Origin of the sequence: Halolamina salifodinae (assembly GCF_017874235.1) — an archaeon.
Lineage (GTDB): Archaea > Halobacteriota > Halobacteria > Halobacteriales > Haloferacaceae > Halolamina > Halolamina salifodinae.
Genome location: NZ_JAGGLC010000003.1, coordinates 25051 through 41368, shown reverse-complemented (window position 1 = coordinate 41368; position 16318 = coordinate 25051). Strand labels below are relative to the sequence as shown.

Sequence of the window (16318 nt, the reverse complement as noted above, 5' to 3'; positions counted from 1 at the left end):
CCTTAATCACCACCACCGAGGATGACGCTGTGGAGATTCTCCCTTTCAATCTCCTCGTATTCTCCGATTAGAGCGTCCTTCCGAATCTTGTCGAACTCGGTGGTGAGAACATCCGCCATCTCACCAAAGGACGCTTCTTCGCTTTCAGCCTCGACTTCTAAGTCGTAGGCTCGGAAACGGAGTTTATTCTTCCCCGTAGAATTGCCATCCTCGGTGGTGTTGTCATCCGATTCTTCCTCGGTCTTGCCCTCCCCGTCAGTTTCGTTTTTTGGGTCTGGGTTATTGTCTCCGCTCACACGAAAATATACGATTGGAGATGATATAATAGCTGCCAGCTCTCGGATAGTTTAGCTATATCCTCGGAGCGTTCTGACGCATCTGTTCGTGTAGATATTCGTCCTTAGAAGTCGTGAGATACACTTCTGTCGTGCTAACCGAAGCGTGACCCATAATCTCTTTCAACTCATAGATTCCCGCTTCCCCTCCGATGTTAGTGATAAAGCGTTCAGCGAATCCGTGACGGAGACTGTGGAAACTATACTTGGCTCGTTCTTGCCCACTCTTCGTCACGATGTAATCTTGGTCAGGCAAATCTTCAGCCGCCTTCTGAAATATCTTAGAAACCCGCTTTGGAGAAAGACCTTCCTTAGACCGACTGTCGTTCGACACGAACAGATAATCGCTGTCGCTGTTGTAATACCCATCTCGTTTCGAATTAATCCAGATATCAAGATTCGTCCGCACCTTCTCCCCAAACCACACAGACCTCCTATCTTTAGACTTTATCGCAGGGATATCGATATGCTTCTCATCCAGATTAATATCACCCAATTTCAAAGCCGCCACCTCCGACCTCCGCATACCCGTCTCCCACCCAAGAGACAATATTAAGCGATTACGAAAAACAGGAGCAGGAGCGTTCTCGTAGATGTGTTCAAACTGTTCCTCATCCACCGCAACATAATCATCACCCCACTCTTCCTTTTGCGCCGTCGTGCCATATTCTACATACTCAGAAAGCGTCGTGTTATCAGGCGCATCGTACTCGATGAGACCCTCAGAGAGTAGGAACTTGATGAACGGTTGCACATAATTGTATGTCGTGATGACGGTCGATTTAGCGTAGCCCGCATCGTCCCGTAGCCAGATGATGAAGTAATCGAGCATATTGTCGCCCGACAACGCCATCGCATCCATCGAATCAAGGTCGGGAGCGAGATTCGTCTCTTTATCGATATCCGTATAATCGAGTCCCGTCTCTTCGAGAAAATCTTCAAACCGACCTAACGAATACTTGTAACCGTTCTCGGTCTTATCCGCCTTCCCCTTCTTCATCTGCGACTGGATATAGACCTTCTTCAGCTGTTCAAAAGTAGGCTGTTCGTCATCGTCAATATCGAGTTCAATTTCCTCACTCATAGTTTGAAATAGAACCGCTTCCCGTCGATGGTTGCTTTCGAAACCTCATCCACATCCTCTACTAACTTTTCGAGACTGTCGAGAACCACACCATCCGACTCATCCTCGAAATACGCCATCACATCCAACCAAAATCCTAACTCGTCGGCCCGATGCGGGTCAGTATATTCGAGGTCGAAAACATCACCCACTTTCTCCTCCATCATCTCGATAAACTCTTTCCGACTCCCCGAAATCCTCGGCAACACCTCATACACCTCACTCACCAAATCATCCCGAGTCCGCACCGCCTCCGTCAACACCTCCGACTGTTGCTTCTTCACATCTTCCACCAAATCACGAATCTCCCGAGTCTCCGTATACACCCTATCGACTTTCTCCTCAACCGCTCTGGTATCCGCCGAAATCTCTGCAGACTGTGCGCTCCCATCATCTCCCAACTCACCCGTCTCCCGATTAATCAACTCAGACACAGCCGTCCGAATCAAATTCGACTTCGTATTATACAGATGCGGCAACTCGTTCACAATCGCATCATCAGGCTTACTCGGGTCTTCAGGAGTACACACCGCCTCCCATCTCGATAACTGGTCAGGATGGACTCGAAGTCCAACTCGTTCCCAGTCCTTACCATCACTCATACCAAAACCATCTCACCCTATTATTATAACGCTGTTCGTCACTTTCTGACTCTACAACCAGAAATCCGAGACCATCATCCGCCTCGCCGGCCGCATCGTCGAGGAGTACGGCGGCGAAGACGACGCGGCAGCGTCAGCCGCGTCGGGCGCCGACGGCTTCGACGCGTTCGTCAAGTCCGGCGACCCCGACGAGGTGCGCGAGACCCTTCTGGAGATGAAGGGCGTCGGCCCGAAGACGGCCGACTGCGTGCTGCTGTTCTCGGGCGGGCGGAACGGCGTTTTTCCGGTCGACACCCACGTCCACCGCATCGCGCGCCGGATGGGCCTCGCGCCTGCGGACGCCGACCACGAGCAGGTTCGGCAGGCGATGGAGGCCGCTGTCCCACCCGAGAAATGTGGGTTTGGGCACACCGCGATGATCCAGTTCGGCCGGGAGTACTGCACGGCCCGGGAACCGGCCTGTCTCGACGGCCCGGAGGCGTGCCCGCTGGTGGAGCACTGCGAGCAAGTCGGCGTCGACGAACTCTCCGGCGACGTGGTCGATCCGGCAGAAGTCGTCGCCGACGATTAATAGACGAACGTCACCTGATAGACCGCATCGTGGGTCAGGAGGTAGGGATGCGCCGCAGCCAACGTCTCGGCGGCGCCGGCGTTCAGACCCTCGACGTCGCGCTCCATCCGTTCGACCGTCTCGTGTTCGCTTCGAAGGTCGTCGATGATCATCCGCGCTCGCTCCTCTGGCGCAGCGGGAGTGAGCGTCGTCGCCGCCTCTGTCTCCGTGGGTGACAGCGAGAGCACGTACCAGACTTCGGTCGCGAAGAACGCCACGTCGGTCTGCTGGACCTCGTGACCGCGGTACGTCGTCCCCTCGTGACTGTAGTAGCCGCCGAAGAACTCAGTTCGGACCCACGACCCCAGCGCGGTCTGCGGTTCGACACGTGGGGCACCGCCGTTCTCGGCGCCGATTGCGGCCAGCGCGAGTTCGCGGCGTTCGTTCGGGAGTTCCGAGACGGGGGTAACCTCGGCGTCCGCCGGGGGCGACACCGCCTCGGCACCGACGGCCCGTTCGTAGTAGACGCCGCCGTCGGCGTCGACGTCGTAACTCCCACTGTCCCCGCTATCGGGGTCGTCGATCCGTACCCGGTCGAACGCCGTCAGCGGGGGGATCGGCTCGTAGCTCTGCTGGATCGGGTAGACGTAACTGCCGGCGTGCCCGCGGACTGTCGTACCGTCGGCCGCCTGCCGGATCCACCGCCGGAGGTCGTCAGGCAGGACTGTCAGTGGTTCGTCAGCCTCGGTCGGAGGAACGGGATCGAGGGTGAGTCGACCCGCGGCTGGCGGGTCGGTTTCGAGGTGGCCGGTCTCCGGGTCCGTTGCCGTGGTCGCCGTCGGCGTTTCGCCGTTGAGGCAGCCTGCGACGCCGACGAGGCCGGCGACGCCCGCGAGCAGTGCGCGGCGGTCGGTGGAGGGCATCGACGGCAGTTCCGGGCCAGCCGGTAAATGTCTTCAGGCAGGAACGACGGCGAGACGCTACTTAAATCGGAACGTCTCGAGGTTCTTCGGCGCGAACGTGCGCATGTTGAACTCGTGGTAGAGCGCCGAGGAGAAATCCTGCACGGAGCTCTCGTCGCCGTGGACACAGAGCACCTTCTCCGGCCGGGGGCTCATGTTGCGCACGAAGTTCATCAGGCCCTCGCGGTCGGCGTGGCCGGAGAAACCGTCGACGGTTTCGACGTCCATCTCCAGAGTCAGTTTCGACCCGCGGCCGTCGCGGCCGGAGCCGAAGTCCGAGACGGGTATCTCGTCCCAGCCGTTCTGGATGCGTCGGCCCAGCGTTCCCTGTGCCTGATAGCCGACGAAGGTGAGTGTCGAGTCCGGGTCGCTACCGAGGTGGCGGAGCCAGGACATGATCGGCCCGCCGGTGACCATCCCGGAGGTCGAGAGGATGATCGACGGCCCCTCGTCGACGACCTCCTGTCGCTCCTCCTCGCCGCCGTCGATATGGTTGAACTGGTCGGCGAGGAAGGGGTTCTCGTCCTCGTGGAAGATGCGGTCCTGCAGTTCGTCACGCAGGTACTCGGGGTAGGTCGTGTGGATCGCCGTCGCCTCCCAGATCATCCCGTCGAGGTGGACGGGCATCTCCGGGATCTTGCCGCTGCGCATCGCCTCCTCGATGACGAGCATGATCTCCTGTGACCGACCCACGGCGAACGCCGGGATCAGCACCTTCCCGCCCTTGTCGTGGACGTTGTTGATCGCCTCGATCAGCGCCTCCTCGGAGTCCTCCTGATCGGTCTGGTAGTCGTTCCGCCCGCCGTAGGTCGACTCCATCACCAGCGCCTCCACTCTGGGGAAGTCGTTGACGGCGCCGTTGAACAGGCGGGTGTCCTCGTAGTGGATGTCACCCGAGAACGCGACGTTGTAGAGGCCGTCGCCGATGTGGAAGTGCGAGACGGCCGAGCCGAGGATGTGGCCCGCGTTGTGGAACGTGAGCTTCACGTCCGGCGCGATGTCGGTCACGTCGCCGTACTCCAGCGGGATGCAGTGCTTGATGGCCTCGCGCACCTGCGCGGACTCGTAGGGCGGCGTGCGCCCCTCCTTCGACGCCACGTCGAGGTAGTCGAGCGTGAGCAGGCCCATCAGGTCACGGGTCGGCTCCGTGCAGTAGATGGGGCCGTCGTAGCCGTACTTGAACAGCAGCGGGATCAGCGCCGAGTGGTCGAGGTGGGCGTGAGTCAGCACGACGGCGTCGAGGTTCTGGGCGCCGGCGCCCAGCGCCTCGGGGATCTGGAGGTACGGCACCTCACCCTCGGCGCCGGGCTTGTCGCCGCAGTCGACGAGGATCCGGGTCTCGGCGGTGTTGACGATGAACGCCGCGCGCCCGACCTCGCGACAGCAGCCGAGCGTGGTGATCCGGACCCACTGCTCGTCCTGCATCTCCTCGCGGTGGATCTGCCGGCCGACGCGCTCGAGGATCTCGCGACGCTCCTGGCGCTCCTGCTTCAGGAAGTTCCTGACGTTCGAAACCGTCGAGGACTCGATGGGCGGCGTTCGGACGACTTCGGGGGTCCAGCCGACTTCCCGGGTGATCTCCCGGAGCGTGGAGCCGTGGCGGCCGATCACCATGCCGGGCTTCTCGGCCTCGATGACGACCTCGCCGGTGTCCTCGTGGAAGTCCAGATCGGCGACGCCGGCCTCCTCCGGGATCACGTCCCGGACTTTCTCACGGGCCTCTCTGGGCCGGGAGAGCACTTCCGGATCGGGGCGGACCGTGATGCGCTTGCGCAGTTTCGACGCGAGTTGGCGGACCAGGTTGCCGTCGCCGGCGAACTCCTTGGGGTCCCGAGTGTAGACGACGAGCTCCGGGCCCTCGTACTTCACGTCGGTGATGGAGATCGTACTGGGGATCTCGGCTTCGATCTCACTTTTCAACTCCTCGAGTTGCGTATCTACTTGACTCATGTGTCGAAGACGCTCCGCGTCGAGCGATCGGAAACTGCCGACGCGGAAGTGGCGGTGATTCTCTCCGGTATGGCCGCGCGGGAAAGTACAGCGAGAACCCGCTTACCCGGAGATATTTCCGCGCGGTGGTAAAAACCTTCCCAAAGCGGGTCCGTTCCGCCGGCCGACACGCTTTTTCGCGCACCGACGAACGGCCGATTGTGTTCGAGGACGACCCCATCGGCGACCTGCCGGCGGCGACGCTCTGTCACCTCCTCAGGGGTGCGGCCGGCAACGTTCAGCCGGACGACGACGGCGGTCCAGACGCCGACGAGGCGCTGCTCATCCACAAGAAACGCGGCGTCGGCAGCGGCCAATGGGTCGGCCCCGGCGGGAAAGTCGAACCCGGCGAGACAGTCCGAGAGTGCGTGATCCGCGAGGTGCGCGAGGAGGTCGGTATCGACGTACTGGACCCCGAGAAGGTCGGCGTGTTCGTCTATCGGTCTGATGACTGGGACGCCGTCATCCACGTGTTCCGCGCGACCGAGTACGCGGGCACGCCCGAGGAGACAGAGGAGGCCGACCCACGGTGGTTCCCCGTCGACGACATCCCGTTCGACGAGATGTGGCAGACCGACCGCGAGTGGCTTCCAAACGTCCTCGATGGCGGGACGTTCCGCGGCCGGTTCGTCTACAGCGACGGCGAACCGCAGGAGGTCAGCCTCGAAACCGGCGTGACGCCATCAGTGTGAGCCACGACGCCACCACGTGAGCGCGGGGCAGGAGCACACACCTTCGGACGTTTTAAGCCGCAACCACCACTTCGTCGCGGTATGAGCGACGACGACCAGACGCTCGGGATCACCGAGTCCAAGGAGTACGCCACCGGCGACTGGTACGCCGAGGTCTGCCGGAAGGCCGGCCTCACGAACTACGGCCCCGAGGGGATGTCGGGGTTCATCGTCGCCCGCCCCCGCGCATACGGCCTCTGGGAGCGGGTGCAGGGCGAACTCGACGCCCGGTTCAAGCAGACCGGCGTCCAGAACGCCTACTTCCCCATGTTCATCCCCGAGTCGTATCTCGAACGGGAGAAGGACATCGTCGAGGGGTTCGACCCCGAAGTCGCGTGGGTCACCCACGGCGGCCACGATGAACTGGAGGAGCGCCTCGCAGTCCGGCCCACCTCCGAGTCCATCATCGCGCCCTACATGTCCCAGTGGATCCGTAGCCACCGCGACCTGCCCCTGCGAGTGAATCAGTGGGCCTCCGTGGTTCGCTGGGAGGCGACGGAGACGAAGCCGTTCTTCCGCACCAAGGAGTTCCTCTGGCAGGAGGGCCACACCGCCCACGAGACCGACGAGGAGGCGTGGGACGAGACCCTCACCCGCCTCAACCAGTACGAGGAAGTGTACGAGGACGTGCTGGCCATCCCCGTGATGCGCGGCCAGAAGCCCGATCACGACAAGTTCCCCGGCGCCGACACGACCACGACCGTCGAGGCGCTGATGCCCGACGGGAAGTCGGTACAGGGCGCCACCTCCCACCACCTCGGCCAGTCGTTTGCGGACGCGTTCGACATCACCTACTACGACGAGGACGAGGAGGAACGGGTCGCCCACACGACCTCGTGGGGCTTCTCGTGGCGCTCGCTGGGCGCGCTGATCATGACCCACTCCGACGAGCAGGGGCTGGTGCTACCCCCGACGCTCGCGCCCGAGCAGGTCGTTGTCGTCCCCATCTGGCAGTCCGACACCAAAGACGAGGTGCTGGACTACGCGGAGGACGTCGTCGACGACCTCGAGGACGCCGGCGTCCGTGTCGAACTCGACGACCGCGACGAGCGCAACCCCGGGTTCAAGTTCAACGAGTGGGAGCTGAAGGGCGTCCCCGTGCGCTTCGAGATCGGCCCCCACGAGGTCGAGGACGGCGAGATCACGGCGATCCACCGGCCCGACGGCGAGGAGGTCACGCTCGACCGCGAGAACGTCGCCGACGCGGTCCAGGACGAACTGGACACCGTCTACGCGAAACTGTTCGCGAGCGCCGAGGAGAACATCGAGGAGAACGTCCGCGACGCCGACGACCGCGCGGGCATCCTCGGCACCCTCGGCCAGCACGGTGGCTACGTCCGCACGCCGTGGTGTGGCGAGGAGGACTGTGAGGACGCGATTTCCGACCAGATGTCCGCGGAAATCGTGATGGTGCCGTTCCCCGAGGACGAGGAGAAACACCACGAGAACGTACTGGAGGGTGACGCCGAGTGTGCGGTCTGTGGCGACGACGCCGACGAGACGGCGTACTTCGCGAAATCCTACTGAGCGCTCGCGCTCGCGACCGCACTGGCCCTTTTTAGGCCGATACGGAGTGGAGACCGACGATACCGACGACGATGACGCCGATGAACGTCAGCCGCGAGGCCGTCGCTGGCTCGTCGAACAGCGCGATCCCCAGCAGCGCCGTCCCGACGGCGCCGATGCCGGTCCAAACTGCGTAGGCGGTGCCGACCGGGAGCTCCTCGACGGCCTTCGCCAGCAGGAGCATGCTCACGATCAGCGCGAGCACGGTGCCGACGGTCGGGATCGGCCGCGAGAGCCCGTCAGAGTACTCCAGTCCGATGGCCCACCCGATCTCGAACAGCCCCGCAAGCAGCAGCAAGTACCACGCCATGACCGTGGCTGGGCCGTGCCACCTCAAAGCTCCGGCGTTCTGCGGCAAAGTTGCGGAGATATACGCCGCTACCAACGACGTGTTACTACCGTGAGTTATTTCTTCGCACTTCCCGATTACCTATTTGCATGAGTCTGGAAGGCAGTCAGGCGCCCGAGTTCGAGTTAGAGACCACCAACGGCGCGACCGTCTCCCTGTCGGAGACGCTCGCGGACGGTCCAACCGTGGTCTCGATCAACCGCGGTCACTGGTGTAGCTTCTGTGCCGAACAGATCGCGACGTTCAGTCGGGTTTACGAGGATCTACAGTTCAACCACGACGTCGACGTGCTCCCCGTTGTCACCAGCGACGACGCCGACGTGGCGGCGATGAAGGAGCGCTTCGACTACCGCTTCCCGCTGCTGGCGGACCCCGACGGTGCGGTCGCCGAGCAGTACAGCGGCACCGAGCAGACCGACCTCGGCGGCGTCACCGGCATCAGCGCGATCTACGTCGTCGACGAGGACGGCGAAGTCGTGTTCGAACACGTCGCCGAGGACCTGACCGACCGGGTCTACGGCAACTACATCCGCTACTTCGTCGCCGACGAGTACGGCGGCGCGCTGGAAGACCCCGGCTTCTGAGGCCCAATCGACGCCGTACGCTGATCCGACGGACCACCCGCGCGCCCGGAGCCGAACGACTCACGGGCGTCGCCCACCTTCTACCGGTATGGATGTGGCCATCGTCACCGTCGGCGACGAGATTCTCGCCGGCGACACGCGCAACACCAACGCCGAGCGACTCGCCCGTCGGCTGAACGAACGGGGGGCGAGCGTCGTCCGGATGCTCACCATCCCCGACGACGCCGCACTGATCGCTGAATACGTCGCCGACTGGAGCGCACAGTTCGACGCCGTCGTCGTCGGTGGCGGCCTCGGCGGCACCCACGATGACGTGACGATGGACGCCGTCGCCCGGGCATTCGACCGCGAGCTGGTGCTCGGCCCAGAGGTCCGTCAGGACCTGCTCGAGAGCATGGCCGCCTACGAAGCCGTCGACCTCGCGGATCTCGATCCCGCGGATGTCGACCTCGACTTCGAGGCGTGGGGCGCGACGCCCGAGGGCGCCCGCCCGCTCCTGAACCCCGAGGGGCTCTGCCCCGGCTGTGTGCTCGAGAACGTCTACGTACTCCCTGGCCCGCCGGCGGAGTTCGAGTCGATGTTCGAAACCGTCGCCGCGGAGTTCGGCGGCGACGCCGTGAGCGAGAGCCTCGAAACGACGGCGCCCGAGGCGTCGCTGACCGACACACTCGGCGCGTTCCGCGAGGCGTTCGACCTCGTGGTCGGGAGCTACCCCTCCAGCGAGGGGAACAATCGGCTGAAAGTCACCGGCACCGACCCCGAGGAGGTTCGGGAGGGCGTCGACTGGCTCCGCGAGCGTGTTGCGACGCCGGAGGCCGGCCCAAAACCCGACGCAGCGGAGTAGCACTCATCGACGCCGCGCGGGGGAGTGAGAAACCGGAAAAGAGCTACTCGCGCTGCTGCTCGACGCAGTCCTCGATAGCTCCGAGAACATCGGAAGCGGCCGTGTAGGGGTCTGTATCGCGGTTCTGCACCCGCTCGGCCATCGCCTCGACGCCACCCCGGCGGTCGAGTTCCTCGTCGATCAGGTCCGCGGCGTCCGCCCGGAGCAGTTGACGGATCTCCGCCGCGTAGCGCTGGCGGGCCTTGACCTCGCGCCGGCCTGTCTCGTCGAGCCACTGGGCGTGGGCGTCAAGCGTCTCGATGAGTTCGACGACGCCCTCGCCGCTCTTGGCGATCGTTTCGAGCACCATGGGCTCCCAGACCGCTTCGTCGGCCTCTTCAGTGTCCGTATCGCCGCCGATCTTCTCGCCGTCGGGATGGTCCGGATGATCGGGTTTGTCGAAGCCGCCGGTGTCGAGTTTCGCGGTCGGATCGCGCTCCATGTGGAGCATCTCCTCTAAGTCGGCGACAGTGCGGCTGGCGCCATCCATATCGGCCTTGTTCACGACGAACAGGTCGCCGATTTCGAGGATGCCGGCTTTGAGCATCTGTACGTCGTCGCCGGATCCGGGCTGGACCAGCACGACCACGGTGTCGGCGGTCCGGACGATGTCGACCTCGTTCTGGCCGGCGCCCACCGTCTCGATGATGATCCGATCCTTCCCGAACGCGTCGAGAGCTTTGACCGCGTCGGCCGTAGCGGTCGAGAGGCCACCCAACGTGCCGCGGGCGGACATCGAGCGGAAGAACACGTCCATGTCGCCCACGTTGCTCGCCATCCGGATGCGGTCGCCGAGCACGGCGCCGCCGGTGTACGGCGAGGAGGGGTCGACGGCGATGACGCCCACGGTCTCCCCGCGGTCGCGGTAGTGGGCCGCGAGCTTATCGACGAGCGTCGACTTCCCGGCGCCGGGCGAGCCAGTGATCCCGATCACGTCGGCGTGGCCGGTGTGCTCGTGGAGCGCCGAGACGATGTCCCGGTAGCCGGGTTCGCGGTCCTCGACCTTCGAGATGACCCGGGCGAGCGCGCGGTGTTTGCCCGCCAGTAGCTCCTCGACCAGTTCGCGCTCCGCGGCCGCGCTCATCGCTCGGGCGCGTTCTCGCGGACGAACTCGACGGTGTCCTCCATCGGCGTGCCGGGGCCGAACACCGCGGCGACGCCCTCCGACAGCAGCGTCTCCTGGTCGTCGTCGGGGATGATCCCGCCCACGAGGATCAGGGTGTCCTCGAACGCGTCGTACTCTTTGAGCCCCTCGATCACCTTGGGGACGAGCGTGTTGTGGGCACCCGAAAGGATGGAGATCCCCAGCACGTCGACGTCCTCCTGGACCGCCGCCTGCACGATCTCCTCGGGCGCCCGGTGGAGCCCCGAGTAGATCACTTCGAAGCCGGCGTCCCGGAACGCCCGCGCGATGACGTGTGCGCCGCGGTCGTGGCCGTCGAGGCCGACTTTGGCGACCAGACAGCGGATGGTCCGTTGCTCCGTATCTGCGCTCATAAGCCGGCCTTTCGCCGGGCGGCGGTTTCACTCTAACGGGTCCGTACGGGCGCCGAAGATGCAGATCGGCGAAGGATTGAATAGGTTATACGCTATGTGACAACGTATGTCACCTATCAGCTGGCGAACCGACGTTGATACCGATCCAAAACTGTACGAATGTGCAGATTGCCTTGAACACCACCGGACGGACGGCCGGCTCACGACCTGTCCGGACTGTGGGGGCGTGTGGAGAACCTCACGAAGTAGCGCGTCGGCGTCATAGTCGTCAACGTGCTCCGGCGTTCTACTTGCTGGGTGCCGCGCTGATCGTCGTTACCGAACGCGGTCAGCGATCGGGAGTTTTCGCGGCCGACCCCGTAGTCGTGGAAGCGGCGTGAGACGGTGATCGGAGAGCCGAAGAATAGTCCTTGCCGCGTCCGCTCTCGTAGACGCTACTTCACGAGATGGTGTGGAGGAAGAACGGAGGTGGCTAGCCCGGGAAGAAGTCGGGCGTTACTGATCGCCGGCTTCGAGTTCTGGGCTACGATCTTGAGCGCTCTGAATGTGCTCTACTTCATCGTACCCCTCTCGCTCGATGAAGATGTCTAGGTCTTCGGCGAGGTCTTCCAGTTCGAGGATGACGTTCTCCTCGTGAGTTTCGAGTTTTTCTCGGTTTCCCTCGCTGAGTTGCTCTTTCACTTTCTCGTTGAACGCGACGCGCTTCTCAAACCCGGCATTCCACCATCGACTCTGAATGCTGTCAATCTCGTTTCGGTGATCCTGAAGACTCCGGTCCACAACACCGCGAAGGTGCCAGATCAGACCACTTGACACGTCTACCCGGTTATTTGGGTCCTTGGCGATATCGTTATTCCAGCGCTTTACCTCCTCTATGAGTTCCCGACGAAGTGACCAATGCAGGTCACGTAGCTTCGCGGTGTCTACCCGCACGAACGTTTCACCAGCGAATACGACGGACATCTCAGCGTGCATGTTCGTTTTTTGGACACCATCGTCAGTCACCTTCCGTTCGCTAACCTCGCCGGTCAGAAGAGTGCGGATTTCGCTTCGTTCCGTAATCGGGAACTCTCCTCGTTCGGTTTGCCTGTAGCCATAGATTCCTGCCCCAACAAGAGCGAGCCCGAGAACCCCGACACCGAGATTGGCCGATATCTGGATTAGGAATATCACACCGAGCAGAATACTGATGATTCCGTATCCAGCATAGGGCCGATAGCTCAACATACTGAACCCAAGTGGCTCCCAATCTGAGTACGCTTTCAATCGGCCAGTAATCGTCCCGGTCTTCGTCCCGACATTTTCCTTATCGATGGTAAGGTCGGTGTCTTGGTGGCCCTGTGTATTGTATTTAAAACCGTAGTCTGACTGAACCTCTTCAAGCCGCCTTTTCAGTTTTCGATAGAATCCACGAGGATTGACCCCGCTGTAATCACCCTCAACGAAAGTGTCGGCTTCCCGGAGCTCCTGACGGGTGAATTCAGGAACTTTATCATCAGAACTCATGTTCAGAAACGATATGCCAGTCAGCACATAAATGTTTGGCATACCTTCTATCAGAGGTTCATGTTAGGGGCTTCTGTACGACGGTGACAGGCCGTTTCGCTCTAGCGAGCAGTTTCGGAAGAGAGGCTATTCTGATACCTCATAGTAATTTACCTCTGCCTTGACGAGTTCGCAAGCATGACGACACTGAGCGGGGAAATTGAGAATTGAATTACGCCGAAATGGTTCCGTAATCACCGCTAACGGCGCTATCGGTATCAACGACCCGCCCGAAGGCAACGCCGAACATATAGAACGCGGCAACCTGCACGTAGAACTGGATGAACGGGCCGATGAGGATAACGAGTGGAAGCGCGAGGATACCGACGACCGACAACACAAGAACGAGACTCACCGCCGAAAGGAGAATCTGGACCCCCGCTGCGAGCACGAATGGGATCAGCCACGCTATCAAGTAATCCCCCGAGAAGATCACCTGCTTGATCGTACCGAAGTCGAAGGCCGCACTAAACTCGTTTTCCAGCGCCATGTTGGTTAGCGCCGCCGGAATGAGGTAGTAGAGAAGGAACATCGCCACCAAACTCACGAGGAATCCGAGAAGGCCGACTCCGCCGAGCAATCCCGCAGCCGAATCACTTCCAGTGGTGCTCCCACTGCCGGCCACGAAGATACTCACGATGATCAGTACGAACGGAATGATGCCATAGATCAACGACACCGCCGTCGCCTTCAGGCCGTCGACGATCATCTCGCCCCAGTTCTCGAAGGCGGGTGGCTCCGCCTCGCCGCGGGCGGCGCCGCCGAGCACCCAGACCAGATAGCCCATCAGCGCGAACGCCGGGATTATCAAGATGCTTCCGAACCCGAGCAGTCCTCCGATGATGATGCGAGCCAGCGCGTTGTCCCCGTTCAGTGGGAGGAGAGTCCGTCCTCGAGCATGTCTGGGCGGATAAGTCACCGACACCGACTTAATCATTTCCCTGATGTGTCGGGAGTTGTGAGGGTTCTCCGACGATTTAGACGTGATCGTCGAGGAAGTCCACCACCGCGGAGTACGCCTCGATGCGGTTATCGAGTTTGGAGAAGCCGTGGCCCTCGTCGGGGAAGACGAGCTTCCGGACCGGCACGCCCTGCTCACGGGCGTCCTCGACGATCTGTTCGGCCTCGCTCACGGGCACGCGCGGGTCGTTCTCCCCGTGAAGCACCATCAACGGCGCCGCGATGTTCTCGATGTTGTTGGTCGGCGATATCTCCTGCATGAACTCCCGGTCCTCGTCGAGGCTGCCGTACTCCGCTTCCCGCAGCGAGCGGCGCCAGTCGCTGGTGTTTTCGAGGAACGTGACGAAGTTCGCGATGCCCACCACGTCGACGCCCGCAGCCCAGAGGTCGGGGTACTCCGTCAGCGCCGAGAGCACCATGAACCCGCCGTAGGAGCCGCCGTAGGCGACGATGCGATCCGCGTCGGCGTCGGGGTGGTCCTGTAGCCACTCGACGCCCGCTTTGAGGTCCTTCACCGAGTCCATCCGGTTGCGCACGTCGTCGAGGCTGGCGTACTCCTTGCCGTAGCCCGAGGAGCCCCGGACGTTCGGCTCGAACACCGCGTAGCCGTTGTTGAGGAAGTACTGCTTGACCGTCCGGAACGAGGGGCGGCGCTGGCTCTCCGGGCCGCCGTGGATGTCGACGATGACCGGCAGTTCGCCCTCGGTGTCTTCGGGCACCGAAAAGAAGCCGGGAATCTCCCGGCCGTCGAAGCTGGGGACGTGGACCAGCTGGGGCGCGACGAACGTCTCCCGCGGGATACCCGCCGTCGCGGCGTTCGTCCAGCGCTCGCTCTCGCCGGTGAGCGCGTCGGCGACGTGGACGTTCGTGTTCTCGGTGCTCGCAGTAACCGTGAGGGCGTATTTGTCGCCGTCGGGGCCCCACGAGGTGCCGCCGAGCACGCCATCGGGGAAGGAGGCCGACTCACCGGGGTCGATCCGGTCGGCGTCGACCAACTCACCCACCGTCAGATCCGTGTAGCCGTCGACGTTCCGGCTGTAGAGCACTCGGCGACTCTCCTCGTGGATGGAGACGCCGTCGACGTTCCACTCGCCGTCGCCGGACTGCGTCCGGCTGCCAGAGGAGCTCTGCTCCTCGTTGCCATCCTCGACGACGGTGAACTCGCCCTCAGAGAGGTCGAGCCGTTCGAGTTGGAGCGTGTCGGAGTCGTGGTCAGTGACCATGTACAGCGACTCACCCTCGGGCCCCCACTCGACGCTGCTGAAGCGGGCGCGCCCCTCGTGGGGCGTGACGTGGCTGATGCCGCCGTCGCTCACGTCGAGGACGTGCACGTCGTGGTCGAAACTGGAGTGGGCCTCGTGGACGAGCAGTCGGTCGTCCTCGGGCGACCAGCCAGAGAGGCTGAGCCAGCCCTCACCCTCGTGGACCAGTTCGGCGTCGCTACCCACGCCGTCGCGGTCCTGGACGTAGATGTCGAAGACGGTGTTGTCCCGGCGGTTCGAGGCAAAGGCGAAGCGCTCGCCCTCGCTGTCCCAGCCACCCCAGCGGTGTTTGGCGCCGGGGCGCTGTGTACGGTTGGTGATCTCGCCGGACTCGGTGTCCAGCGTGAACAGTTGGGCGCGCTCGTTGCCGCCCTGGTCCTTGCCGAACGCGACCTCCTCACGCTCGGGGGAGTAGTCGACGAACGTCACGCGGTCGTCGTAGAACGTGCGCTGGACGGGCCACTCGCCGGGGCCGTCGACGGTCCAGACCTGTGCGGTGCCGGTGGTGTTCATCAGGAACGCCAGCCCCTCGCCGTCGGGGCCGAAGGAGCCGCCGTACGCGCTCCGGATGTTGAGGTACCGCTCGATGTCGTAGGTCGTCACGACGGGGGGTTGACAGGCAATCGCAAAGGTCGTTCGGGTCCCGGTGAGGCAGGTGGGGTCGGCGCGGCGTTGAAGGTGCTGCCGCCCTAAGACGCGCGCGTGCTCCCCGCCCTGCCGCAGTGGTTGGTTTCCGGGCTGTTGCTCGGCGTCGCCGCCTCGGTCGTCGTCGCCGCGGTGTTCGCGCTCGGCGAGCGCTACATCCCCGACCCGGAGCCAAGCGGCCGGCGCGTCGGCGGCGCCCGCCGCCAGCGCGCGGCGATCCGGGCGTTCTTCGAGGAGATCGGCGAGCCGTTCTACGAGGACTACGAGGTCGGCTACACGCAGGTCGCGTTCTACCTCCCCGAACGCGACGTGGCCATCACGTTCGACCCGCGGGCGTTCCTCCGCCTCGACGACACCGACACGTTCGTCATCCTCTGTGAGCACGAACTCCGGATCGCCACGCTGGCCCGCCGTCTCCCCTTCGACGTTGGGCGGCCCAGCGGCAGTCGCACCAGCGGACGCCGAACAGGTGGCCGTCGCCGGTCCAGAGAACGCCGCGGAACCGAGGCACGCGCGCCGCGGGGGAAGGCCGTCGACGACGCGTTCGACACGCTGGGCCTCGCCCGCGATGCCGACGAGGACGCCGTCAAGACGGCCTACCGCGAGCAGGTCAAGGAGGTCCACCCCGATCAGGGTGGGAGCCAGGAGGAGTTCCAGCAGTTGCAGGACGCCTACGCCACCGCAAAGGAGTACGCCGATTAACCCGGCAGCAGGCTTATCTCGACCGGACCGTAA

Annotated in this window: 17 protein-coding genes and 1 pseudogene; 7 read left to right on the top strand and 11 right to left on the bottom strand. The window is 63.1% G+C overall.

The features are described 5' to 3' along the window. Positions 1–2: 2 nt before the first annotated feature. The 3 genes from J2753_RS07155 to J2753_RS07145 are packed head-to-tail and all read right to left on the bottom strand — an operon-like array spanning position 3 to position 2060. Positions 3–296 (bottom strand): hypothetical protein, encoded by a 294-nt coding sequence (locus tag J2753_RS07155; protein WP_209491256.1) that lies wholly within the window; start codon positions 294–296, stop codon positions 3–5. Positions 297–351: 55 nt separating this feature from the next. Then, the gene (locus J2753_RS07150) at positions 352–1419 is read right to left on the bottom strand and encodes a tyrosine-type recombinase/integrase (RefSeq protein ID WP_209491255.1); all 1068 of its coding nucleotides are present in this window, start codon (positions 1417–1419) and stop codon (positions 352–354) included. Beyond that, positions 1416–2060, bottom strand: a complete 645-nt coding sequence (locus J2753_RS07145; protein ID WP_209491254.1) for a hypothetical protein — start codon at positions 2058–2060, stop codon at positions 1416–1418. Before J2753_RS07145 ends, J2753_RS07150 begins: the two co-directional genes overlap by 4 nt. A gap of 49 nt (positions 2061–2109) precedes the next feature. Between J2753_RS07145 and J2753_RS07140 the strand changes: the two are divergent. Continuing rightward, positions 2110–2631, top strand: a pseudogene (locus tag J2753_RS07140) (endonuclease III domain-containing protein); the annotation flags it as partial. On the opposite strand, the gene J2753_RS07135 reads toward J2753_RS07140, so the two are convergent. After that, complete coding sequence (locus J2753_RS07135; protein ID WP_209491253.1) at positions 2628–3533, bottom strand: hypothetical protein; 906 nt, start codon at positions 3531–3533, stop codon at positions 2628–2630. The pseudogene J2753_RS07140 and the gene J2753_RS07135 sit on opposite strands and share 4 nt — an antisense overlap. Before the next feature lie 57 nt (positions 3534–3590). Then, complete coding sequence (locus tag J2753_RS07130) at positions 3591–5522, bottom strand: beta-CASP ribonuclease aCPSF1 (protein WP_209491252.1); 1932 nt, start codon at positions 5520–5522, stop codon at positions 3591–3593. Between the two features lie 200 nt (positions 5523–5722). Between J2753_RS07130 and J2753_RS07125 the strand changes: the two genes are divergently transcribed. Beyond that, complete coding sequence (locus J2753_RS07125; RefSeq protein WP_209491251.1) at positions 5723–6253, top strand: 8-oxo-dGTP diphosphatase; 531 nt, start codon at positions 5723–5725, stop codon at positions 6251–6253. Positions 6254–6334: 81 nt separating this feature from the next. Continuing rightward, a complete protein-coding gene (gene proS, locus J2753_RS07120) occupies positions 6335–7819 on the top strand; it encodes a proline--tRNA ligase (RefSeq protein WP_209491250.1) in 1485 nt (494 codons plus the stop codon). A 31-nt stretch (positions 7820–7850) separates the two neighbouring features. On the opposite strand, the gene J2753_RS07115 is transcribed toward proS, so the two are convergent. Next, on the bottom strand, positions 7851–8168 hold the full coding sequence (locus tag J2753_RS07115) for a DMT family transporter (protein ID WP_209491249.1): 318 nt from the start codon (positions 8166–8168) through the stop codon (positions 7851–7853). Between the two features lie 128 nt (positions 8169–8296). Here J2753_RS07115 and J2753_RS07110 point away from each other — a divergent pair, with 128 nt between their 5' ends. Both J2753_RS07110 and J2753_RS07105 read left to right on the top strand, forming a co-directional pair. Beyond that, positions 8297–8791: a peroxiredoxin family protein gene (locus tag J2753_RS07110; RefSeq protein WP_209491248.1), complete on the top strand. Its 495-nt coding sequence runs from the start codon at positions 8297–8299 to the stop codon at positions 8789–8791. 88 nt (positions 8792–8879) lie between these two features. Beyond that, the gene (locus J2753_RS07105; protein ID WP_209491247.1) at positions 8880–9635 is read left to right on the top strand and encodes a competence/damage-inducible protein A; all 756 of its coding nucleotides are present in this window, start codon (positions 8880–8882) and stop codon (positions 9633–9635) included. Positions 9636–9678: 43 nt separating this feature from the next. On the opposite strand, the gene meaB is transcribed toward J2753_RS07105, so the two are convergent. Beyond that, on the bottom strand, positions 9679–10758 hold the full coding sequence (meaB, locus tag J2753_RS07100; RefSeq protein WP_209491246.1) for a methylmalonyl Co-A mutase-associated GTPase MeaB: 1080 nt from the start codon (positions 10756–10758) through the stop codon (positions 9679–9681). Continuing rightward, the gene (locus J2753_RS07095; RefSeq protein WP_209491245.1) at positions 10755–11171 is read right to left on the bottom strand and encodes a cobalamin B12-binding domain-containing protein; all 417 of its coding nucleotides are present in this window, start codon (positions 11169–11171) and stop codon (positions 10755–10757) included. The genes meaB and J2753_RS07095 overlap by 4 nt, the downstream gene beginning before the upstream one ends. Positions 11172–11277: 106 nt before the next feature. Between J2753_RS07095 and J2753_RS14775 the strand changes: the two genes are divergently transcribed. Further along, positions 11278–11436 carry a DUF7129 domain-containing putative zinc-binding protein gene (locus J2753_RS14775; protein ID WP_449271803.1) on the top strand — a complete coding sequence of 53 codons (159 nt, stop codon included), beginning with the start codon at positions 11278–11280 and terminating at the stop codon, positions 11434–11436. A gap of 230 nt (positions 11437–11666) precedes the next feature. On the opposite strand, the gene J2753_RS07090 is transcribed toward J2753_RS14775, so the two are convergent. From J2753_RS07090 to J2753_RS07080, 3 genes are all read right to left on the bottom strand, one after another. Continuing rightward, complete coding sequence (locus J2753_RS07090; RefSeq protein WP_209491244.1) at positions 11667–12677, bottom strand: hypothetical protein; 1011 nt, start codon at positions 12675–12677, stop codon at positions 11667–11669. A 211-nt stretch (positions 12678–12888) separates the two neighbouring features. After that, positions 12889–13503, bottom strand: coding sequence for a DUF4013 domain-containing protein (locus tag J2753_RS07085; protein ID WP_245334539.1), 615 nt, complete (start codon positions 13501–13503; stop codon positions 12889–12891). 190 nt (positions 13504–13693) lie between these two features. Next, positions 13694–15541, bottom strand: a complete 1848-nt coding sequence (locus J2753_RS07080; protein ID WP_209491243.1) for a S9 family peptidase — start codon at positions 15539–15541, stop codon at positions 13694–13696. A gap of 99 nt (positions 15542–15640) precedes the next feature. Here J2753_RS07080 and J2753_RS07075 point away from each other — a divergent pair, with 99 nt between their 5' ends. Then, positions 15641–16285 (top strand): J domain-containing protein, encoded by a 645-nt coding sequence (locus tag J2753_RS07075; RefSeq protein WP_209491242.1) that lies wholly within the window; start codon positions 15641–15643, stop codon positions 16283–16285. The last annotated feature ends 33 nt before the right edge of the window (positions 16286–16318 follow it).